Raw genomic sequence first — 19,372 nt, 5'->3', positions numbered from 1 at the left:
TGAACGCATGATAGGCTCCAGGAAATAATTAGTTGTTGCTTGTCCTTGCTACACTCAGTAGCGATGGCAAAGTTTTATGCAGACGTTTTTGCTGACTCATGCAATCACATGCGCCTCGTCACGCTGGCGGCCGCCCAATGTTGCAGCCAGACTGGCGACGAACGCACCCAGCAGCAAGGCTACAAACATCCACAGGGCAGAATTTGCGGCAGCTTTACGAGCCTGGTCAGCAGCAATTTTGGCAGTATTTTTTGCATCAGTAACCGACTTGTTCAGTTGATCAAATACGGCATCAACACGCTTGGTCGCATCTACCTGTGTCATGTCAGTGCGTTTGGCAACCAGCCTGGCCAGGTAATCCCGGTCACCCGGTGACAGCGAGCCGTTAGCGATATCTGTCGACAATATGCGGCCAACTTCCATGCGCACGCTGTTGCTATTACCGGTGCCAGCACTGGCGCTATCGGTCGGCGCAGTCGACGCTTGCTCAGTACGCAAAAGCATATCGGTAAAATAATCCACAGGATTGACCTTGGCATTACCAGCTACCGCCGCTGTTGCAGTCACCGCAGCACCAGCAGCATCAGCTGCGCCACCAAGTATGCCTTGCGCAGCACTGGCGAGTAAGCCCACCGTCAACAAGGAGGCAACTGCCCATGCCAGCATGCCATGCGCCGTGTCGCGGAAATACACTTCGTTATCATGCACATTACTCCACTTGGTACGCAAGCGGCCTGCGATATAACCGCCAATGCCGGATGCGGCAAGCTGTGTGAACCCTATCCAGGCGATGGTGGAAATTCCCATTACTGTGGCGTTATAAGACCACGGCGAAACCGCGGACAAACCAAGGCCAGCGCCCAGCATCAGCAATATCAGGGACAGTGCCGCTGCAGCCACAGCACCCCCAAGCACCGCTCCCCACGACACGCCGGAAGTACTTGTACGGGATGCATTGTCTTGGGTGACTACCAACATGTTTGCTTCAGTAGTATTGTTATTCATATAGGTATCCATCTGCTTTCAATTTTGGTTAAGACTTATGAAATAAAATCTCAAGTTTTTCTTAATTAAAAACAACCAGAGAACGGCCCCAGAATAGATGGCAGCGGCTTTCACGTCTGTGTGTTGTTTAACACTGAACAATGATTTTTTGCAGATAAAAGCAGGAGATGCATCTGTGCAACAGACAGCAGGATTGATCAGGATGGATATGCAAACTGCTTGCTGGCAAACGCCCAGATCATGCCAGACGCATCGGGCCCTTTAGGGTCGCTGTAGGCATGGCCTGCGGCACCGCCACTCCAGGCATGAGCCAGTCCATTTACCTCGCACAAGCTGACGATAATTCGCCCTTGAGTACGATAGTCGGTAATAGTCGCCGGATAACGCACGCCGCGTTGCATGGTACGAGGCTCGCCCGCTTTCGCGCCCGCCTGGGTCGCCCACTGTTGGGTTACCAGTACACCATTGACGGGGTAGACGATGCGGTCTTTGCTGCCCTGTATCACCAGCAATGCAGGCAGCTTTATCCCGGCTGGCAACTGTGCCGCGTCCAGACGGCGTCCGCGCATTGCCATGATGGCCGTTGCTGAAGAATGCGCAAGCCCGGTGGCAACGCCCGAATGCATGACCAGCGCCCGAAACCTTGCCGGATGACTTAAGGCCAGCAGGGCTGCCATGCTGGCCCCGGCAGAAAGCCCCGCCACGGCAATGCGCTGCCGGTCTACTGGCTGCAACAGGCACACCTGATCAATCACCGCATCAATGGATTTAGCCTCGCGTTGTGCCCGGCCTGAACGCGTGTCATACCAGTTCCAGCAAGTCTGGGCGTTAGAAAATTTTTCCTGTTCAGGGTAAAGCACGAGAAAGCGCTTGCGTGCAGCATGTTGATTCATCTTGCTGCTGGCAGCCAATGCCGCGGCATCTTGCAGACACCCATGCAGCATGACCATGAGTGGCAGGCGTTCAGTGCGCCCGATTCCCGGTGGCCGGTATAAGTGATAACGCCGCAAGCCAGCCATGCCGGTCGTCATCCCCGGAGACAATTTAGCTCTGGAAATTGATACTGATTTTTTTGGCTTGGCTGGTTTACGTTTGCCTGTTTTTGGTACGACGGCCGCCAGTGTCTTTTTGATTGCGCTGACACCAGTCCGCGACGCCGCTTTTGCCATCTTGTGCAGGGCACTTTTGAAGGATTTGTTCCATGGCGACGTGCTGATGCGTTTACTCATGTATGGCTTATCCGCCACGTGTGAACAGCAAGGATTTTTTTACCCTTGCCAATCCAAAACGCCAAATTTGGTCCGGATATATATGCGGCATGGAGCAACTCTGAAGGGGCGATAAACACATTCAGGGCTGCGGAGCCACTGGCCACCAATAACTGACGCAAGCCATTTTTCAGCTTGCCTGATTTCTTCACGTGCAAGGTGGCAACCAAAAACTCAGCGACAGTTTGTTGCATTGGATACTCCTTATCCGGGGACACACGATCTGGGCAGGCAGCATTGAAAGCGGGCACAACAAAGACTCACCTGTGATGGTAAAGGCGTATGCGATAAGTCTCTATGCGCTAACGCACACAGGGCTTGAAGGATATCAGTCAAGAGAGGGGAAACAAACAGGATGTCGCCATGAAAAAAAGGCTCATTCACATGAATGAGCCTTTTTTCAACAGAAAATCTAACTTACTACAGTGATCATTAAAACTGGTCTTCAGACAAGGCCATGACACCGGCACTACCATCCACAATTGCTGAACGCAAGCCTTGCGCTGCAGACAGGATATGATCAGCAAAATAGCGTGCGGTAGCAATCTTGGCTTTCAGGAAGGCGGCATCGCCTTCGCCTGCATCGAGTTTTTGCTGGGCGATGATGGCAGCACGCGCCATTTGCCAGCCACCGAAAACGATGCCTGCCAGCTTCAGATACAGGACGCTGCCAGCGAACACGCCTTTGATGTCTTGCCTGAAATTGGTGACGACATAATCAACAACACCTTCCAGCGCTGCAGTGCCGGCTGTCAGTTGGCGCTGTATCGCCAGCATGTCAACTGAACCAATAGCCGTCAGTTGCGCTTCTGTCGCGCGCATGTCGGCGATAAAGGCTTTAGCGGTAGCACCGCCATCGCGTGAAGTCTTGCGACCTACCAGATCATTTGCCTGGATGGCTGTCGTGCCTTCGTATATCGTCAGAATCTTGGCATCACGATAGTGTTGTGCAGCACCGGTTTCTTCGATGAAGCCCATGCCACCGTGCACCTGCACGCCAGTTGATGTGACATCCAGCGACATTTCTGTGGACCAGCCTTTGACGATGGGTACCAGATATTCATACTTGGCCTGGTTAGCCTTGCGCACTGCTGCGTCCGCATGATGATGGGCGAAGTCGCTGATAGCAGCGGCAACATAGGCCAGCGCACGTGCACCCTCAGTCTGGGCACGCATGGACATCAACATGCGGCGTACATCAGGATGGTTGATGATGGCAACCGGGCCAGCGGAACCTGCCAGATCACGTGACTGCACGCGGTCTTTGGCGTATTGCACTGCCTTTTGATAAGCGCGTTCTGCCACGCCTATACCCTGCATGCCAACACCAAAGCGGGCGGCATTCATCATGATGAACATGTATTCAAGGCCACGGTTTTCTTCGCCAACCAGTGTACCTATCGCGCCGCCGTTATCACCGAATTGCAATACCGCAGTCGGGCTGGCCTTGATGCCCAGCTTGTGTTCTATCGATACACAGTGTGCATCATTGCGCGCACCCAGACTGCCATCGGCATTCACCAGGAATTTTGGCACGATGAACAGGGAAATACCTTTGACGCCTTCTGGTGCGTCCGGTGTACGGGCCAGCACCAGGTGGACGATATTTTCTGCCATATCGTGCTCACCATAGGTGATGAAAATCTTGGTGCCATATACTTTGTAAGTACCATCGCCTTGTGGCACGGCACGGCTGCGTACCATTGCCAGATCAGAACCGGCTTGTGGCTCGGTCAGGTTCATGGTACCTGTCCATTTGCCGGAAATCAGGTTTTCCAGGTAGATGGCTTTTTGTTCGTCGCTGCCTGCGGTCAGCAAGGCTTCAATCGCGCCATCGGTCAGCAATGGGCACAGGGCAAACGAGATGCTTGCTGCATTGAGCATTTCTATGCACGGTGTTGCCACCAGCTTGGGCAGGCCCTGGCCGCCAAATTCTTGCGGATGCTGCACACCCTGCCAGCCTGCTTCACCAAACATCTTGAAGGCTTCTTTAAAGCCCTTGCTAGTAAAGACTTCGCCGTCTTTCCAGTAGCTGGGTGCCAGGTCGCCAGGGAAGTTCAAAGGGGCGACCACTTCACCGGCAAACTTGGCGTTTTCTTCCAGCACAGCTTCTACGGTTTCTGCCGTTGCATCTTCACAGCCAGGCAAGGCATTGACTTCCGCCAGACCAGCCAGTTCGTTGATGAGGAACAGCATGTCCTTGACAGGGGCAACATAGCTCATTTTTGTATCCCAAAAAAAGAAAAAGGGGCAGGTCAGGAAGATCGCCTGAATGATGCGATAAACCGCTTACCTGCCCCGTCAGGCCGCCGCAGCGGCCAAAAAATTAACCTAATTCAGCTACAAGCTGTGGAACGATATCAAACAGATCGCCTACGATGCCGTAGTCAGCTACCGAGAAGATTGGTGCTTCTGGATCTTTGTTGATAGCGACGATAGTTTTGGAGTCTTTCATACCGGCCAAATGCTGGATCGCGCCAGAGATACCGACGGCGATATACAGCGTAGGTGCAACGATCTTGCCGGTTTGGCCCACTTGCCAGTCATTCGGTACAAAACCAGCATCCACCGCAGCACGGGATGCACCCATGGCAGCACCCAGCTTGTCAGCCAATGGCTCCAGAATCTTGAAGTTGTCGCCAGAACCCATGCCACGGCCACCGGAAACGATGACTTTGGCTGCTGTCAGTTCAGGACGGTCAGACTTGGCCACTTCACGAGAAACGAAAGCAGATTTACCAGAATCAGCAACGGCAGCAACAGTTTCCACAGCAGCAGAACCACCATTGGCAGCAGCATCAAAGCCTGTTGTACGCACAGTGATGACCTTGATTGCATCTGTCGATTGCACAGTCGCGATGGCGTTACCAGCGTAGATAGGACGCTCGAAAGTGTCAGGGCTGTCTACTTTGGTGATTTCAGAAATTTGCGATACGTCAAGCTTGGCAGCAACGCGTGGCAGAATGTTTTTGCCATAGGCAGTTGCCGGTGCCAGGATGTGGCTGTAGCCAGATGCAATTGCCAGGACTTGCTCGGCAATGTTTTCTGCCAGGCCATCAGCAAAATGCGCTGCATCTGCATGCAATACTTTGGCAACGCCTGCGATTTGTGCTGCAGCTTGCGCAACTGCGCCAGCATTGTGGCCAGCAACCAGTACGTGTACATCTGCGCCGCATTGTGCAGCAGCAGTAACAGTGTTCAATGTGCTGCCCTTGAGGCCAGCGTTGTCGTGTTCAGCGATGACGAGTGTAGTCATGATGTCTTCCACTTGATGTGCTGTCAGGGTCAATATCCCGACAACAAAAATTATTCTTAAATTCTGTCTTTATGAAAGCTGAAACCAATCAGCCAATAACCTTGGCTTCATTGCGCAGCTTGGCAACCAGGGTCGCTACGTCAGGTACTTTGATACCGGCGCTGCGTTTTGGTGGCTCAGTTACTTTCAAGGTCTTGACGCGGGAAGCAACGTCTACACCCAGGTCTGCAGGTTTGACATTGTCCAGTTGTTTTTTCTTGGCCTTCATGATGTTAGGCAAAGTCACATAACGTGGCTCATTCAAACGCAAATCTGTAGTGATAATGGCTGGCAGTGTCAGGGACAGAGTTTCCAGGCCGCCGTCTACTTCACGAGTGACCGTGGCCTTGCCATCAGCAACCGTGACTTTGGAGGCGAAAGTCGCTTGTGGCCAACCCAGCAGAGCTGCCAGCATCTGGCCAGTCTGGTTGCTGTCATCATCAATTGCCTGTTTGCCGAGGATGATCAGTTGTGGTTGTTCTTTGTCAGCCAGTGCCTTGAGCAATTTGGCCACAGCCAGCGGTTGCAGTTCTGCATCGCTTTCAACCAGGATGCCACGGTCAGCACCAATCGCCATGGCTGTACGCAGGGTTTCCTGGCATTGCGCCACGCCGCAAGAAACAGCGATAACCTCTGTCACCACGCCCGCTTCTTTCAGGCGGGTTGCTTCTTCAACAGCGATTTCATCAAATGGGTTCATGGACATTTTGACGTTGGCGATATCAACGCCAGAGCCATCAGATTTGACACGTACTTTGACGTTGTAATCGACGACGCGTTTGACTGGTACCAGGACTTTCATAGTTCTGCCTTTATGAGCTAATGGGGAAATACCGAATTGATACAAATTTTAAAGCTTGATACTGAAAATTTATTGCCTGACGTTCCATCACTTTGCTTGCGAGGCCGGGAAGCGTGCAGATTCTGCATTAAGTACAGCCCTTACTGCCCAGGGTACTCAATTAAGCTTCTTATATTACTGCGCTTTCGCCTCCGCAAATTGACGTATACGTAAATTCTATTGATTATAAAACGAAAACATCAAGATTTTGCACAATTTAGCACGAGCGTTCTTTTTAATCCACTTTGCCGCTAGAGCAGAATGTCTAATCGAATCTGAATTACGCTCGAGCATGAGTCTGATTCCAGCTGCATCAGGTAGGAAATAAGTGGAAAATAAAGAGCGAAATTAAAGGAAAATTAATTATAGAAACGAAAAAACCCGCAACAGGATTGCGGGTTTTTGTATGCTGCTTTGCCGATGGGCAAGCAGGCAGGTCAGGCTTATTTACGTTTGATGAAGTACTCAAACTCTTTGCTGCCTTCCTGATGCGACAACAGTTCATTGCCGGTTTGCTTGGAAAAGGCCTTGAAGTCCCTCACCGAGCCAGGATCAGTCGCCAGCACATGCAACACTTCACCAGTGAGCATCTCGGCCAGCGCCTTCTTGGTTTTTAAAATTGGAAGAGGACAGTTCAGTCCGCGCGCATCCAGTTCTTTATTGAATTGCATGATTTCCCCAGTAATACAAATTGAGTAAGCTAATTCGCCCGACAATTGATGCACCAATTCTACCGGAATTTTCATTCACATGGTGCATCGCAGCAGACTAACAACAAAAGACCAAATATTTTACAAAGTTTCCGCACGAAAATGGTGCAAAACCAAAGAATCTTCGTCTACAGCCCACACTCTCATCTTAGACAGTAAACTTACTCCTGACTTACTTATTGAAGGTATTTCACCAAAACAATTGTTAAACTGGTTTTTTTATTAGCAATTACACATAAAAACCATGCACTTGGTCTGATAGCTTGCAAATTCTTTTTGCATTGCAAAAGACCCAAGCTATTTACTTTCCCACTCTCTGTACACGGGTTCCAGGCCACGCTTGCGCATCCAGTCGGCCATGGCATGGCCGGTACCGGCATTCCAGGGCCTGAGTTTTTCGGGCTCTATGAGACGATATTCAAGCAATTCTGGCGAGAGACTGACTGTACCAGATGCCTTGACGTGATAGGCAATGATGAGTTCATTCTTACGGATGAATTCATAGACGCCAATCAGGGTGATTTCATCGGCATCCAGATTGGTTTCTTCCTTGAGTTCGCGAGCCACACCCTGCTCCGGGGTTTCACCGCGCTCCATGAAGCCGGTGATCAGGGCAAAGGTGTTTTCTGGCCAGGCAGCATTGCGAGCCAGCAGTATCTTGTCTTCAAATTCGACCAGGGCTGCCAGCACTGGCAGGGGATTGTCCCAATGGGTCCAGTGCCCCTCAGGACAGGCCAGTCTGAGCTTGCCTGCTTCCTGTTCATCGGGACGTTCTATCAGGGATATTGCACATACCGGGCAAAACTTCATTTCCATGCTGACCTCAGGTTTCCCTCAGCGGTATCATCGCCTGCCTGGGATGCATACGTGCCATGGCATAGCTGTCGACATATTGTCCATTGCGAAAAGCATAAGCCCGCATGGTGCCTTCAATATCGAAGCCAAATTTTTTATACAGACGGGTGGCAGCAGTGTTATCGCAAAACACGGTCAACTCTATGCGCAATACATTAAGCCAGTTATCTGACAAATGCAGTAATTCAGTCAACAGGGCCGTACCTATCCCGCGCCCGGTAAATGAATCTGCCACCCCCATACCCAGGCTGGCGACATGCTGCCGCCTTTGGGCCTTTTCCAGATGCAGACTGGCAGAGCCAACCACTACGCCATCATAGATGGCAACCAGACGGGTGTCTTTGGGATCAGTCTTTTCCAGCCGCTCCTGCCACATCTCTAATGAAGGATGTGGCAGTTGCAAAGTACCCGCATAGGTGCCGCCGCTGGCAAACACCCTCTGCAGTTGAGCCGCATCTGAAACTTCAGCACGGCGTATATGTATCATAGACGAGAAGTTACCCATTCAGTCACACCCTCCAAGGCTTTTGTCAGACCGCTGGCATCCGTACCACCTGCTTGCGCCATGTCAGGACGGCCACCACCTTTGCCGCCGACCTGCTGCGCTACAAAGTTGACCAGGTCACCCGCCTTGACTTTGGATGTGGTATCCGCAGTCACACCGGCAATCAGGCTGACCTTACCGTCATTGACGGCTGCCAGCACGATGGCGGCTGTCTTCAGCTTGTCCTTGAGCTTGTCCATGGTTTCACGCAGGGCTGTCACGTCTGCGCCTTGAAGTGTAGCCGCCAGCACCTTGATGCCTTTGACATCAACCGCCTGGTTCACCAGGTCATCGCCCTGGCTGGATGCCATTTTGGATTTCAGCGTGGCCAGTTCTTTTTCCAAAGCCTTGACATGATCCTGCACTTGGCCGATACGCAGCGTCAGTTCTTCTGGCTGAGTTTTCAGGGCCGCTGCAGCTTCATTGATACGGCTGTTCAGGTTTTGTACCAGCGTCAACGCAACTTCACCCGTCACGGCCTCAACACGGCGGATACCGGCAGCTACGCCACCTTCAGCAACGATCTTGAACAGGCCGATATCGCCAGTGCGGGATACATGAGTACCACCGCAGAGCTCACGCGAAGTACCGATGTCGAGTACACGTACTTCATCACCATATTTTTCGCCGAACAATGCCATCGCGCCATGCTTGACCGCATCGTCATAAGCCATGACTTGCGCCTGGGTAGCTGCGTTCGTCAAAATTTCACGGTTGACGATGGTTTCCACCTGACGGATTTCATCGGCAGTCATAGGGCCATTATGGCTAAAGTCGAAGCGGGTTTTTTCCACGTCCACCAAAGAACCTTTTTGTGAGACATGGCTGCCCAATACTTCACGCAGGGCCTTGTGCATCAAATGCGTGACGGAGTGATTGCGCATGGTTTGTGCGCGGATTTCCTGGTTCACTTCTGCCTTAAGATTCTGTGCAATAACCAGGTTGCCAGATTTCAATACGCCGTGATGGCCGAATACGTCTGCCTGGATTTTTCTGGTGTCATTCACTTCAAACACTGCACCATCCACGCCAACCAACACACCAGAGTCGCCAGCCTGGCCACCTGATTCTGCATAGAAAGGTGTTGTATCAAGGACGACGATTGCCTTTTGGCCTGCCTTGATTTCATTGACAGCAGTGCCATCAACATACAGGGCTATCACTTTAGCTTCATGTTGTAATTGATCGTAACCGACGAATTTTGTTTTTTCACCACTGTATTCAATGGCGGCAGCCATTGTGAATTCGCTATTTTCCTTGCCACTTTCTTTTTGCTTGCGCATAGCTTCGTGGAAACCTGCTTCATCTAATACAACATTGCGCTCGCGGCAAATATCTGCCGTCAGATCAAGTGGAAATCCATATGTATCGTGCAAGGTAAAGGCTGTTTTGCCATCCAGATTTTTACTATCTTTGGCAAGTGCTGCTTCCAGTATCTTCATGCCATTGCCCAGCGTTTCACCGAAGCGCAACTCTTCTTGCTTCAAAACTTGAGCAACACGCTCTGCCGCCTCCGCCAGCTCAGGATAGGCAACACCCATTTCCTTGACCAGATCAGGTACCAGCTTGTAGAAGAAAGGCTGGCTCTGCCCCAGTTTGTGACCATGACGCAAAGCACGGCGGGTAATACGACGCAGCACATAGCCACGGCCTTCATTGCCAGGAATGATGCCGTCAACAATGAGGAAGCCTGCGCAGCGGATATGATCAGCAATCACGCGCAGGGAATTGTTTTCCAGATCAGTACAGCCGGTTTCGCGCGCAGCTGCCTTGATCAGGTTCTGGAAAGTATCGATTTCATAGTTGGAATGCACATGCTGCAAAACTGCAGACAGGCGTTCCAGACCCATGCCGGTATCCACGCATGGTTTAGGAAGAGGATTCAGGACACCAGCTTCATCCTTGTTGAACTGCATGAATACCAGGTTCCAGATTTCAATGAAACGGTCGCCGTCTTCATCTGGCGAACCTGGAGGGCCACCCCAGATTTCCGGGCCGTGGTCATAGAAAATTTCGGTACAAGGGCCGCAAGGACCAGTGTCAGCCATTTGCCAGAAATTGTCGGATGCATATCGTGCACCCTTGTTGTCGCCAATGCGGATGATACGCTCTACTGGTACGCCGATTTCGTTTTTCCAGATATCGTAGGCTTCGTCATCTTCCTGATAGACGGTGACCGTCAGCTTGTCTTTTGGCAAGCCATAAACTGTGGTCAGCAATTCCCATGCGTAATGAATCGCATCTTTCTTGAAATAATCGCCGAAAGAGAAATTACCCAGCATTTCAAAGAAAGTATGGTGACGCGCGGTGTAACCCACATTTTCCAGATCATTATGTTTACCGCCGGCACGCACGCTGCGCTGCGCTGTCGTGGCGCGGGTATAGGCACGTTTGTCCTGGCCGAGGAATACATCCTTGAACTGCACCATACCGGAGTTGGTGAACAGCAAGGTAGGATCATTGCCAGGTATCAGGCTGGAAGAGCGCACACGGGTATGGCCCTTGGATTCAAAGAAGCTGAGGAATTTATCGCGGATTTCTGACGAGTTCATAAATGATGGTTCTAAGCTGAAAAATGGGTGTAATAACAGTTGTAACCGCCGATTATACGGTATAAATTCAGCCCGATATCTATGGTCGGTGGTAGCAGATGGGCAAGTTTGTTGAAAAATCTGTTTAAAAATAGAAGACCTCTCAACACAGAGGCACGGAGACACAGAGAAAATCAGGAGGAAATTACAAAGTATTCCTGAGAGACTATCGTTGTTTTATCGTCATCAGCATAGTAACGAGTACAGCAATTGCTGAAGATAACATTGTCTTTTTGAAAAAATAAAAGCCACCAGCATTAGTGGTGGCCTGCGATTCAGAGAGCAGAGGCTTATCCAGCTACGTTCGCATTATGTTTTTTATTACGAATCTTCTTGCTCGCGCGGTTTTCTTCGTGTTCAAGCTTCGCGCGTTCAGCTTTGGTGACAACGCCATCCGCTTTGGCTGCTTGTTTGTCGGCTTCGATTTTGGCTTCACGTTTTTCCAGGTTGGCGGATTCTTGCGCGGTCAATGCACCACTTTCCATACCTTTGGCAACGCGCTTTTGTTGCACTTCCTGGCGTTTATCAATATTCGGAGTATTGGTTTGTGCGAAAACGGAACCAGCGATGAGGGTAGCAACAAGAGCAGTAGCGAATTTGATGGATTTCATGGTTTTTCCTCTTAAGAATGATCTGAGCTAAATGAATGTGTAGCATGAGCATACTGCCCATGCGCCAATAACGAGACCGTCGCTTTTCCCGATGACAGCAAAAATGTAATCGATGTAAGAACTCGTAACGGCCAGCCACTGCATCTCTAGAAGTAATAGCGTGTCAGTAATTGCCAGCTTTGCATCTGCGGTGCAGCGCCGTAATTGCTCAGGCTCTTGCCGCTGTTGCGTTGCCATTGCAAGGCGAACTCTGTGTGTTTCAGGTGGTAGCGGGCCTCCAGCCATGACATGCGGCTGGAATCGGCCAGGTCATAGCGGCTCATCGCAGCCAGGTCCAGATGGTTGATCAGCGCATCCTGCCAGCTTGCATAGACAAATACACTGCGCTTGGCCGGTGCCTCTTGTACTCCTTGCAGAAAGCGGCGATAGATCACATAACTTTGCAGTGAAACCTGCCCCAGATTGTTCCACTTTTCCTGATCCAGGCCGCCGCCGTTGTATTGTAGTTCTACGGTGACTGATATCTTGTTGCTGGTGGTATAGGTCAAACCAGTCGCGCTGTGATTGCGGAACGCGCTGTCGTCAGGATAATTCAATCCGGTTTCCCGCATTGATTGCATCAGGTTGGACTGGCTGCGCCCGCCCGACCATTCGGCAAATACCACCGTGGAATCATTGAGGAGAGCCGTCAGATTCAAGCCGAATTGCACAGGCTGTTTTTCTGATTTGTACAACAAGGCTTGTGGTGAAATACCGTCCACCACTTGCTGACTCAGGGCCAGCAACCAACGGTTCTGATCATTGGTTGCGGCGACATCAGGATTGAAGCTGGAATAGTTGCGCGCATCAGCCAGTCTGGGAGAGTACAAGGCAGTCAAAGAGCCGCCACTCCACAGCTTTTGTCCGCGCAGCATGACACTGCCCTGGCGATTTTCCTTGAGGCTCGCAGGGTCCACCGACACCACAGACCGCAAGGCAGAAGTGCGGAAATAATCCGTGGGGTTGTAACCCAGCGCCACGCCATTACGCGCATTGATGCGGCCCAGGTCCAGTATCTGATCAGTCTGCACCTGCCAGCTCAGGTAGGCCTCTTTGATGGTATTGATGTCATGTGACAACCCAGCGGCCTGTGGTGGCCAGCTCACATCCAGGCGATCAGACAGAACCGCACGCCAGCCTGGCGCAAAGGTATTGTCATATTGCAGGTCCAGCGACAGACGCTGGAATTGCTGACTCCCGCCACCGAGACGCGCACGGTTTACCCCTGCCCCGGCTTCAACAAACAGACGCCAGTTGCTGGCTTGCTCAACCGTATTGGGCATCTGGTCAGCGACTTTCAGCGCATCAAGGTCGGGGTCTTGCTGGGCATAAGAGTTCAGTGCCAGCAAACCCATCAAGGCGCAAATACTGAGTCTGAATGAAGATGGTTTATGGCGCATCGTCATTCCGGTTTGAAGCGTGGCAGGTAATCGCGCTGCAACCATTGATCAGGCACTTCACGTTTGACCAGGTTGGAGTAACGCATCACCGTGACCCAGCTTGGGTCCAGGCCATCAATGATGACGGTTTCTGTCGGTCTGTCTATGCCCAGTTGCTTTTCATAGCGGCGGTAATAGGCGGTCTTGAGCAGCTTGCCACTTTCGGTATAGAACTTTGCCTTGACCGGATGATTATTGCCGGTCTCTATCCACATATCGATATGATGATAAGTAGCGTCCGGCGTGCTGGCGTTCATGCTCAGTTTGTTGCAATGCTTGGTCTGGCGGTCACCGTCCTGGGTGTCTTCTTCTACCGCACTCACGGCCTGGTAATCCTTGGCCAGGTTGACGGTGACCACGTCACCATTCGATGCCTGTCCCAGCAGGCGCTGTTGCGGTGACATGCGTATGCTGGCCTTACTGCTCGGGTCGTAAAACCACAAGTCCTTGCCGCTGAACAGGATGAGTTTGTTGGCGTCCCTGGCTGGTGCAACATAGCGTATCAGACTGCGGAACTGGCCGCTGTTGGGGTCAGCCTTGGAATAGATGGACAGGGTGCTGGTGTCAGTCTGTTTGCCAGCACGGTATTCGATGAGGGTATTGGTCAGGCCAAACGGATAATCGGGGTTGCGCACCACATCACTGGCAGCCAGTATCTCTTGCGGGCTTTGGGCTGCCTGAGCAACCCGAACAGCCCCCAGCATCAGGCCAGCTACGGCAAGAAAAACTGTATAGATCTTTAAAGTTTTCATCATCATTCCTTATACATGCCTCAACGCATCAACAATCATCAGTCTCGACGCCCGGTTCGCAGGCAACCAGGCTGAGATCACTGTCACCAGCAACAGGCCGATGACACTGCCTATCAGCAAAGGCATATCTTGCCATACGCGCACCTGTATCAGGTAGGCATAGGAGTAACCAGGTGGTGTCCACGCCGCACCGCTATTGTTGATCAGATAGGCAATCACGAGCGAGCCAAGCAGACCGCATACCGCGCCTATCGCACCCAGCAGCACACCTTCACACAGGAACAGCCTGCGCAAGCCGGAACGGCGCAAACCCATGGCGCGCAAGGTGCCTATCTCTACCGTGCGCTCTACCACGGCTGTGCTCATGGTATTGCCGATAGTGAAGAGGACAATCACGCCTATCAGTATGGAAATGAAGCCGAACATGGAATTCATGAATTGCACAGTCTGGCCATACATGGGATTGAGCACCTTGAAGTCGAGCAATTCCAGTGTCTGCCCCTTGACATTCTGATCCAGCAACTGTTGCAGACGAGCGCGCGCTGCCGGTATCTGCCAGGTATGTTTCAACTGTATCTGTATCGCTGTCACCTGTGCTTTGCCAGTGCCATAGATCAGTTTTTGCGCCTGGCTCAAATGCATGGCCATATACACGTCATCGAGTGCCTTGATACCCATGTTCCGGGCAGTGATGACGTTGAGACTGGCGACATTGGGCGCACCATGTGAAGTTGCTGCCAGCATTTCTATTCGGGTACCCTCTTCCTTGACGGTATTGCCCTGCTCCAGCGCTGATAGTGCCGCAATATCGCCAGGTGCCTGCGTGCTGTTGTCTGATGGGGTAGCCGGTGTGTCATCCTGCTTGCAGTCAGGTATTTGCAGGGTCTTGCACAACTTGATCTTGCGTGCCACTCCCTCGCCTATGACGACTGCATCTGGATTGCTGCCATTCAAAGGCAAGGGTTTTGCATAGCTTTGCATGCCATAGTCATTCCAGTTCAGCATCTGGTTGCGTTCGGGCACAACAACACCTAAAGCCAGTACTGAGCGTGAAACACCGGCAGAAAAATTACCGGCGAGGCCACCAAGCTGCAGCGTGGGCGTCACCACCACCAGCATAGGGGCCAGTTCTTTGTCCTGCTTGACGAGTTCGATAATGTGCTGGTAATCGGCAATACCATAGGCGGTAGGGTTGTCACCACCTTCAAGGAAATAACCCTGACGCTGGATTTGCAAGTGGCCACTGCCCTGGATAAAACCGGTTTCCATGCCATAAGTAATATTTGAGCGGTAACCACCAAACAACAGGATGGCAGTCAGGCCCACCACCATGGCCAGCAATGTTGTCAATGAACGGCGACGGTTCCTGAGCAGGTTGCGCAGGGCTAGGGAAAAAGTCTTCATGCATTCAACTCCATCGTTTCATTTTTTTGTTCTGTCTGGCGCTCTACACTCACGATACGACCATCGCGGATGAACACGGTGTCGTCTGCCTCCGCCTGTACCTGCGGGTCATGCGAAGAGAACACGAAAGAAACATGACGCTCACGCTGCATCTTGCGCATCAGGCTGATGATGGCGGCACCGGTCTGGCTGTCGAGGTTGGCCGTTGGTTCATCGGCCAATACCAGCTTGGGTTCAGTTGCCAGTGCGCGGGCAATCGCCACACGCTGACGCTGGCCGCCGGACAATTGACCCGGGAGGTTTTGCGCCCGGTCTGCCAGCCCCACCGCATCGAGCAGGTCAAGCACACGCCTCTTGCGTTCACCTGCAGCGACCTTGGCCAGGATCAGGGGATATTCAACGTTTTCATAGGTATTAAGGACAGGCAACAGATTGAAGTTCTGGAAAATAAAACCCAGGTGACGTGCCCGGAAATCTGACAGCGCATCATCAGACATCGTATGTACGGCCTGGTCTGCGACGATCACTTCACCGCTGTCAGCACGGTCTATGCAACCGATGAGATTGAGCAAGGTCGTCTTGCCACTGCCCGAAGGGCCGGAAATGACGGTAAAACAATTGGCCCGCAATTGCAGGTTGATATCGACCAGCGCGGGTACATCGACCGCATCGAGGTGATAGGTTTTCATGACTTGCTTCAGTACTACGGGATACATAGTTACTCCGTTATGAAAAGATAAATGATGAAATTTTTTAAGTGCTGTCAGCGGGCGGCATGGTCCGGCATGTTGGTGGACAGATTGGCGGACATATCACTGACCATTAAGGCCAGCATGCCTTGCTCGACAAATTGCTTCATGTCTGTTGTATAACCACTGCCAGCCAGCATCTCTGGATGCTGCTCGTGGGCAGTCTGGACTTTCAGATGCGTAGCGGGGTCCGTGCCCCAGGTGTCAGCAATCAGCCATTGCCAGTGGCGCATGAGTTTCATGATGTCGGGGTGGCCGGGTGCGGGCTTGCTTTCCATCAGTTGCCGGGTACTTGCAAAAGTAGTCAGCCATTCCTGCATATTCTTTTGGCCATGTTTGCGGTAATGCTGCAATTCATCCTGATCCAGATAATTTGCAAAGACATCGCAGCGTATTTCATGCAAAGCCTGCAAAATAAAATCGAGCAGTTCACCATCGATACCGGTGATGGCCTGGGCAGAAAAATCTGTCCTGTGCATGTTGCTGAGTTTGGCGAAGAAACGCGGATCATCGCCCATGCTGGTCTTGCATAAGTCTACCCATTCGCGCGCCAGATTTTTGGCCTGTATATCAGTTGCAGGTATGCCGTTTTCCATCAGGCTGCGCACGGCTGCCACCAGTTTGGGCCACTGCTGCTTAAAATCGCTTTGTGCTGCCCGTTTTTGAAAGATGGCAATTTCTTCTGCACTGAAATACTGACGCTGTGTCGTCATCAGGCGCAGAGTAGTCAGCCACTCATCAAGTTCCGGTTCTTTTTCTGAAGACAGTTTGTCTTCAAGTGTAGCCAGGCGCTCGCGCAAATCATTAGCATCAGCAATTTGTCTGTCTATGGCGCACATCTGCTGGCGTATCAACTGACGCAAGTCTGCGCCCCCACCATTGAGCATATCGCGTGTCTCTGCCAGTGACAGCCCGAGGCCACGTAGCGCCTGCACGCGGTGCAGGCGGGCGACATCATCCTTGTTATACAAACGATAACCTGATGCCGTGCGCGAAGACGGTTGCACCAGCCCTATTTCTTCATAATGATGCAGCGCACGGATAGTCAGGCCTATGCGCTTTGCCAGTTCGCCTATCTTGAGTAACATTGCTTGCCCTTTTAGAAAGGCTTATCATAAAGTCTCACCTTACGTCAGAGTCAAGCAATTTCAGGCATTAATTTTCAGCAATTGAAATTGCCTTGTCGACAATCAAAAATCTGCCGGTATCAAATCCAGCCTGTCTGTACAAAAGGCATCTACCCCCCAATGCAATATTTCCGTCGCCCGTTCCGGGCTGTTGACGGTATAGCAAAACACACCATAACCAGCATCCTTGACCTCCCTGACTTGCTCTGGCGCCAGGTATTTGTGGTTGGTATGCAAAGCTCTGGCTGCCAGTTCTTGCAGAGCAGCCTTCCAGTCGGTCGTAATTTTATCCATCAAGAAACCGCGTGGGATGGTCGGTGCAGCATACTTTGCTGCCATCAGGGCACTGAACGAAAAAGAAGAAAACAACGGCAAATGCAAGGCGTCAACGACTGCAACATCAGCGAACAAGGCTTGCGTCTGTTCAGCCACGACCCTGCCGGTTTCTTCTTCCGCCCCCGGAGAAGGTTTAATTTCCACATTCATCCAGATACCATGCTGGCGGCAAAACCTGGCCACGTCTGCATACAGGGGCACAGGCTCTCCTGCGAATAGCGCTGAAAACCATTTACCAGCATCCATCTTCTGCAAATCTGCTATCAAAGTGTCGGCCACACGACCACTGCCCGCCACGGTTCTGCCAAATTCAGGGTCATGCATGAGCACAGGGACGCCATCCTTTGATAACATGACATCAAATTCCACGGCAGCAAAACCGTGCTCCCATCCGCAACGCATCGCAGCCAAAGTATTTTCTGGCGCCAGGGTACCACCGCCACGGTGGGCGATGACTTTAGGATAGGGCCACATATGCGCTCCTCTCAAGCTAAAAAATAATGTTAATAGGATAATCCAAGATGACAAGCTCGTCGCTACAAAAAACTGCCCTGGGCCATATCCGCGTGCTGGACCTGACGCGGGTACTGGCTGGCCCTTGGTGTGCACAAAACCTGGCCGACCTGGGGGCAGAAGTCATCAAGGTTGAGAGACCAGGCAGTGGCGACGACACCCGCAGTTGGGGGCCGCCTTATTTGCGCGATGCAGAAGGCAATAACACCACTGAGGCAGCTTATTATCTGGCGGCTAACCGCGGCAAACAAGCCATTACAGTGGATATCGCCACACCTGAAGGTCAGCAAATCATCCGTGAGCTGGCAGCCAAATCTGATGTGGTGCTGGAAAACTACAAGGTTGGCCAGTTAAAAAAATACGGTCTTGATTATGAATCCCTGAAACTCGTCAAGCCTGACCTGGTGTATTGCTCGATCACTGGCTTTGGTCAGGACGGCCCCTATGCCCACCGCGCTGGCTATGACTTCATCGTGCAAGGCATGGGCGGTTTCATGTCGCTGACGGGTGAGCGTGATGACTTGCCAGGTGGTGGCCCGCAAAAAGCCGGTGTGGCGATTGCTGACCTGATGACGGGCATGTACTCTACCATCGCTGTCATGGCTGCCCTGACCCACAGGGACAGGACGGGGGAAGGCCAATACATAGACATGGCCTTGCTGGACGTGCAAGTTTCCATGCTGGCCAATATGAATATGAACTACCTGGCCAGTGGCAATGCGCCCAAGCGCTGGGGCAATGCGCATCCGAATATTGTGCCTTACCAAACCTTTGCGACGGCAGATGGCCACATCATCGTGGCAGCGGGTAATGATGGTCAATATAAAAAATTTGTGCAGATAGGTGGTCTGCCTGAGCTGGCAGATGACCCGCGTTTCAGCACCAATCCACAGCGTGTTGAACACAGGGATGTATTGGTACCCATACTGGCAAACATGGTCAGGCTCAAGACCAAGCAGGAATGGATCAGCCTGCTGGAAGAAGCTGGCGTGCCTTGCGGCCCCATCAATAAACTCAATGAGGTATTTGAAGACCCGCAGGTACTTGCACGCCAGATGCAGATCAACCTGCCCCACCCCGCCGCCGGCCAGGTGAGACTGGTAGCCAGCCCGATGAAGTTGTCGGCAACACCGGTCACCTATGCGTCTGCACCACCACTATTAGGGCAACATACTCAATCAGTGCTGACCGATGTACTGGGTTATGGCGAGCAACAATTAGATGAATTGAAAGCCAGGAATATTATTTAAAGGATATGCTGCCGTATTCTGGCAGCCTTGACTTGCGCTAGCT

18 protein-coding genes are annotated in these 19,372 nt (G+C 51.9%); 1 reads left to right on the top strand and 17 read right to left on the bottom strand.

Features of this window, described 5'->3' with window-relative positions; all coding sequences use genetic code 11:
• Window positions 1-96: 96 nt before the first annotated feature.
• The 17 genes from AC3WQT_RS22050 to ugpQ form a co-directional block, all read right to left on the bottom strand.
• The gene (locus AC3WQT_RS22050; RefSeq protein WP_492707118.1) at window positions 97-1,005 is read right to left on the bottom strand and encodes a hypothetical protein; all 909 of its coding nucleotides are present in this window, start codon (window positions 1,003-1,005) and stop codon (window positions 97-99) included.
• 197 nt (window positions 1,006-1,202) lie between these two features.
• Window positions 1,203-2,234 (bottom strand): extracellular catalytic domain type 1 short-chain-length polyhydroxyalkanoate depolymerase, encoded by a 1,032-nt coding sequence (locus AC3WQT_RS22045; RefSeq protein WP_492707116.1) that lies wholly within the window; start codon window positions 2,232-2,234, stop codon window positions 1,203-1,205.
• Window positions 2,231-2,467, bottom strand: coding sequence for a hypothetical protein (locus AC3WQT_RS22040; protein ID WP_492707114.1), 237 nt, complete (start codon window positions 2,465-2,467; stop codon window positions 2,231-2,233). The genes AC3WQT_RS22045 and AC3WQT_RS22040 overlap by 4 nt, the downstream gene beginning before the upstream one ends.
• A gap of 238 nt (window positions 2,468-2,705) precedes the next feature.
• Complete coding sequence (locus AC3WQT_RS22035) at window positions 2,706-4,496, bottom strand: acyl-CoA dehydrogenase (RefSeq protein WP_492707112.1); 1,791 nt, start codon at window positions 4,494-4,496, stop codon at window positions 2,706-2,708.
• 103 nt (window positions 4,497-4,599) lie between these two features.
• Window positions 4,600-5,529, bottom strand: a complete 930-nt coding sequence (locus tag AC3WQT_RS22030) for an electron transfer flavoprotein subunit alpha/FixB family protein (protein WP_492707110.1) — start codon at window positions 5,527-5,529, stop codon at window positions 4,600-4,602.
• An 88-nt stretch (window positions 5,530-5,617) separates the two neighbouring features.
• Window positions 5,618-6,370, bottom strand: a complete 753-nt coding sequence (locus AC3WQT_RS22025; RefSeq protein WP_422953018.1) for an electron transfer flavoprotein subunit beta/FixA family protein — start codon at window positions 6,368-6,370, stop codon at window positions 5,618-5,620.
• Window positions 6,371-6,852: 482 nt separating this feature from the next.
• Window positions 6,853-7,080, bottom strand: a complete 228-nt coding sequence (locus AC3WQT_RS22020) for a sulfurtransferase TusA family protein (protein ID WP_162042138.1) — start codon at window positions 7,078-7,080, stop codon at window positions 6,853-6,855.
• 336 nt (window positions 7,081-7,416) lie between these two features.
• Entirely contained in the window at window positions 7,417-7,935 is a 519-nt protein-coding gene (locus tag AC3WQT_RS22015) for an NUDIX domain-containing protein (RefSeq protein ID WP_492707107.1), read from the bottom strand.
• Window positions 7,936-7,942: 7 nt separating this feature from the next.
• Window positions 7,943-8,461, bottom strand: a complete 519-nt coding sequence (locus AC3WQT_RS22010) for a GNAT family N-acetyltransferase (protein WP_492707105.1) — start codon at window positions 8,459-8,461, stop codon at window positions 7,943-7,945.
• The gene (gene alaS, locus AC3WQT_RS22005) at window positions 8,458-11,070 is read right to left on the bottom strand and encodes an alanine--tRNA ligase (protein ID WP_492707104.1); all 2,613 of its coding nucleotides are present in this window, start codon (window positions 11,068-11,070) and stop codon (window positions 8,458-8,460) included. Before alaS ends, AC3WQT_RS22010 begins: the two co-directional genes overlap by 4 nt.
• A 329-nt stretch (window positions 11,071-11,399) precedes the next feature.
• Complete coding sequence (locus tag AC3WQT_RS22000) at window positions 11,400-11,720, bottom strand: hypothetical protein (RefSeq protein WP_492707102.1); 321 nt, start codon at window positions 11,718-11,720, stop codon at window positions 11,400-11,402.
• Between the two features lie 146 nt (window positions 11,721-11,866).
• Window positions 11,867-13,159, bottom strand: coding sequence for a hypothetical protein (locus AC3WQT_RS21995; protein WP_492707100.1), 1,293 nt, complete (start codon window positions 13,157-13,159; stop codon window positions 11,867-11,869).
• 2 nt (window positions 13,160-13,161) lie between these two features.
• Window positions 13,162-13,953, bottom strand: a complete 792-nt coding sequence (locus AC3WQT_RS21990; protein ID WP_492707352.1) for an outer membrane lipoprotein-sorting protein — start codon at window positions 13,951-13,953, stop codon at window positions 13,162-13,164.
• A 6-nt stretch (window positions 13,954-13,959) separates the two neighbouring features.
• The gene (locus tag AC3WQT_RS21985; RefSeq protein WP_492707098.1) at window positions 13,960-15,354 is read right to left on the bottom strand and encodes an ABC transporter permease; all 1,395 of its coding nucleotides are present in this window, start codon (window positions 15,352-15,354) and stop codon (window positions 13,960-13,962) included.
• Window positions 15,351-16,070: an ABC transporter ATP-binding protein gene (locus tag AC3WQT_RS21980; protein ID WP_492707096.1), complete on the bottom strand. Its 720-nt coding sequence runs from the start codon at window positions 16,068-16,070 to the stop codon at window positions 15,351-15,353. Before AC3WQT_RS21980 ends, AC3WQT_RS21985 begins: the two co-directional genes overlap by 4 nt.
• Window positions 16,071-16,117: 47 nt before the next feature.
• Entirely contained in the window at window positions 16,118-17,191 is a 1,074-nt protein-coding gene (locus tag AC3WQT_RS21975; protein WP_492707094.1) for a MerR family transcriptional regulator, read from the bottom strand.
• 102 nt (window positions 17,192-17,293) lie between these two features.
• On the bottom strand, window positions 17,294-18,040 hold the full coding sequence (gene ugpQ / locus AC3WQT_RS21970; RefSeq protein WP_492707092.1) for a glycerophosphodiester phosphodiesterase: 747 nt from the start codon (window positions 18,038-18,040) through the stop codon (window positions 17,294-17,296).
• 47 nt (window positions 18,041-18,087) lie between these two features.
• On the opposite strand from ugpQ, the gene AC3WQT_RS21965 reads away from it, so the two are divergent.
• Complete coding sequence (locus tag AC3WQT_RS21965) at window positions 18,088-19,329, top strand: CaiB/BaiF CoA transferase family protein (protein WP_492707091.1); 1,242 nt, start codon at window positions 18,088-18,090, stop codon at window positions 19,327-19,329.
• The last annotated feature ends 43 nt before the right edge of the window (window positions 19,330-19,372 follow it).

It is taken from the genome of Undibacterium sp. FW305-107 (assembly GCF_058788535.1).
This window is presented reverse-complemented; position numbering and strand designations above follow the sequence as displayed.

Excerpts from the sequence above, each read along its gene's own strand:
- AC3WQT_RS22050 (WP_492707118.1), bottom strand. The coding sequence starts at position 1,005 with ATGAATAACAATACTACTGAAGCAAACATGTTGGTAGTCACCCAAGAC.
- AC3WQT_RS22045 (WP_492707116.1), bottom strand. The coding sequence starts at position 2,234 with ATGAGTAAACGCATCAGCACGTCGCCATGGAACAAATCCTTCAAAAGT.
- AC3WQT_RS22040 (WP_492707114.1), bottom strand. The coding sequence starts at position 2,467 with ATGCAACAAACTGTCGCTGAGTTTTTGGTTGCCACCTTGCACGTGAAG.
- AC3WQT_RS22035 (WP_492707112.1), bottom strand. The coding sequence starts at position 4,496 with ATGAGCTATGTTGCCCCTGTCAAGGACATGCTGTTCCTCATCAACGAA.
- AC3WQT_RS22030 (WP_492707110.1), bottom strand. The coding sequence starts at position 5,529 with ATGACTACACTCGTCATCGCTGAACACGACAACGCTGGCCTCAAGGGC.
- AC3WQT_RS22025 (WP_422953018.1), bottom strand. The coding sequence starts at position 6,370 with ATGAAAGTCCTGGTACCAGTCAAACGCGTCGTCGATTACAACGTCAAA.
- AC3WQT_RS22020 (WP_162042138.1), bottom strand. The coding sequence starts at position 7,080 with ATGCAATTCAATAAAGAACTGGATGCGCGCGGACTGAACTGTCCTCTT.
- AC3WQT_RS22015 (WP_492707107.1), bottom strand. The coding sequence starts at position 7,935 with ATGGAAATGAAGTTTTGCCCGGTATGTGCAATATCCCTGATAGAACGT.
- AC3WQT_RS22010 (WP_492707105.1), bottom strand. The coding sequence starts at position 8,461 with ATGATACATATACGCCGTGCTGAAGTTTCAGATGCGGCTCAACTGCAG.
- alaS (WP_492707104.1), bottom strand. The coding sequence starts at position 11,070 with ATGAACTCGTCAGAAATCCGCGATAAATTCCTCAGCTTCTTTGAATCC.
- AC3WQT_RS22000 (WP_492707102.1), bottom strand. The coding sequence starts at position 11,720 with ATGAAATCCATCAAATTCGCTACTGCTCTTGTTGCTACCCTCATCGCT.
- AC3WQT_RS21995 (WP_492707100.1), bottom strand. The coding sequence starts at position 13,159 with ATGCGCCATAAACCATCTTCATTCAGACTCAGTATTTGCGCCTTGATG.
- AC3WQT_RS21990 (WP_492707352.1), bottom strand. The coding sequence starts at position 13,953 with ATGATGAAAACTTTAAAGATCTATACAGTTTTTCTTGCCGTAGCTGGC.
- AC3WQT_RS21985 (WP_492707098.1), bottom strand. The coding sequence starts at position 15,354 with ATGAAGACTTTTTCCCTAGCCCTGCGCAACCTGCTCAGGAACCGTCGC.
- AC3WQT_RS21980 (WP_492707096.1), bottom strand. The coding sequence starts at position 16,070 with ATGTATCCCGTAGTACTGAAGCAAGTCATGAAAACCTATCACCTCGAT.
- AC3WQT_RS21975 (WP_492707094.1), bottom strand. The coding sequence starts at position 17,191 with ATGTTACTCAAGATAGGCGAACTGGCAAAGCGCATAGGCCTGACTATC.
- ugpQ (WP_492707092.1), bottom strand. The coding sequence starts at position 18,040 with ATGTGGCCCTATCCTAAAGTCATCGCCCACCGTGGCGGTGGTACCCTG.
- AC3WQT_RS21965 (WP_492707091.1), top strand. The coding sequence starts at position 18,088 with ATGACAAGCTCGTCGCTACAAAAAACTGCCCTGGGCCATATCCGCGTG.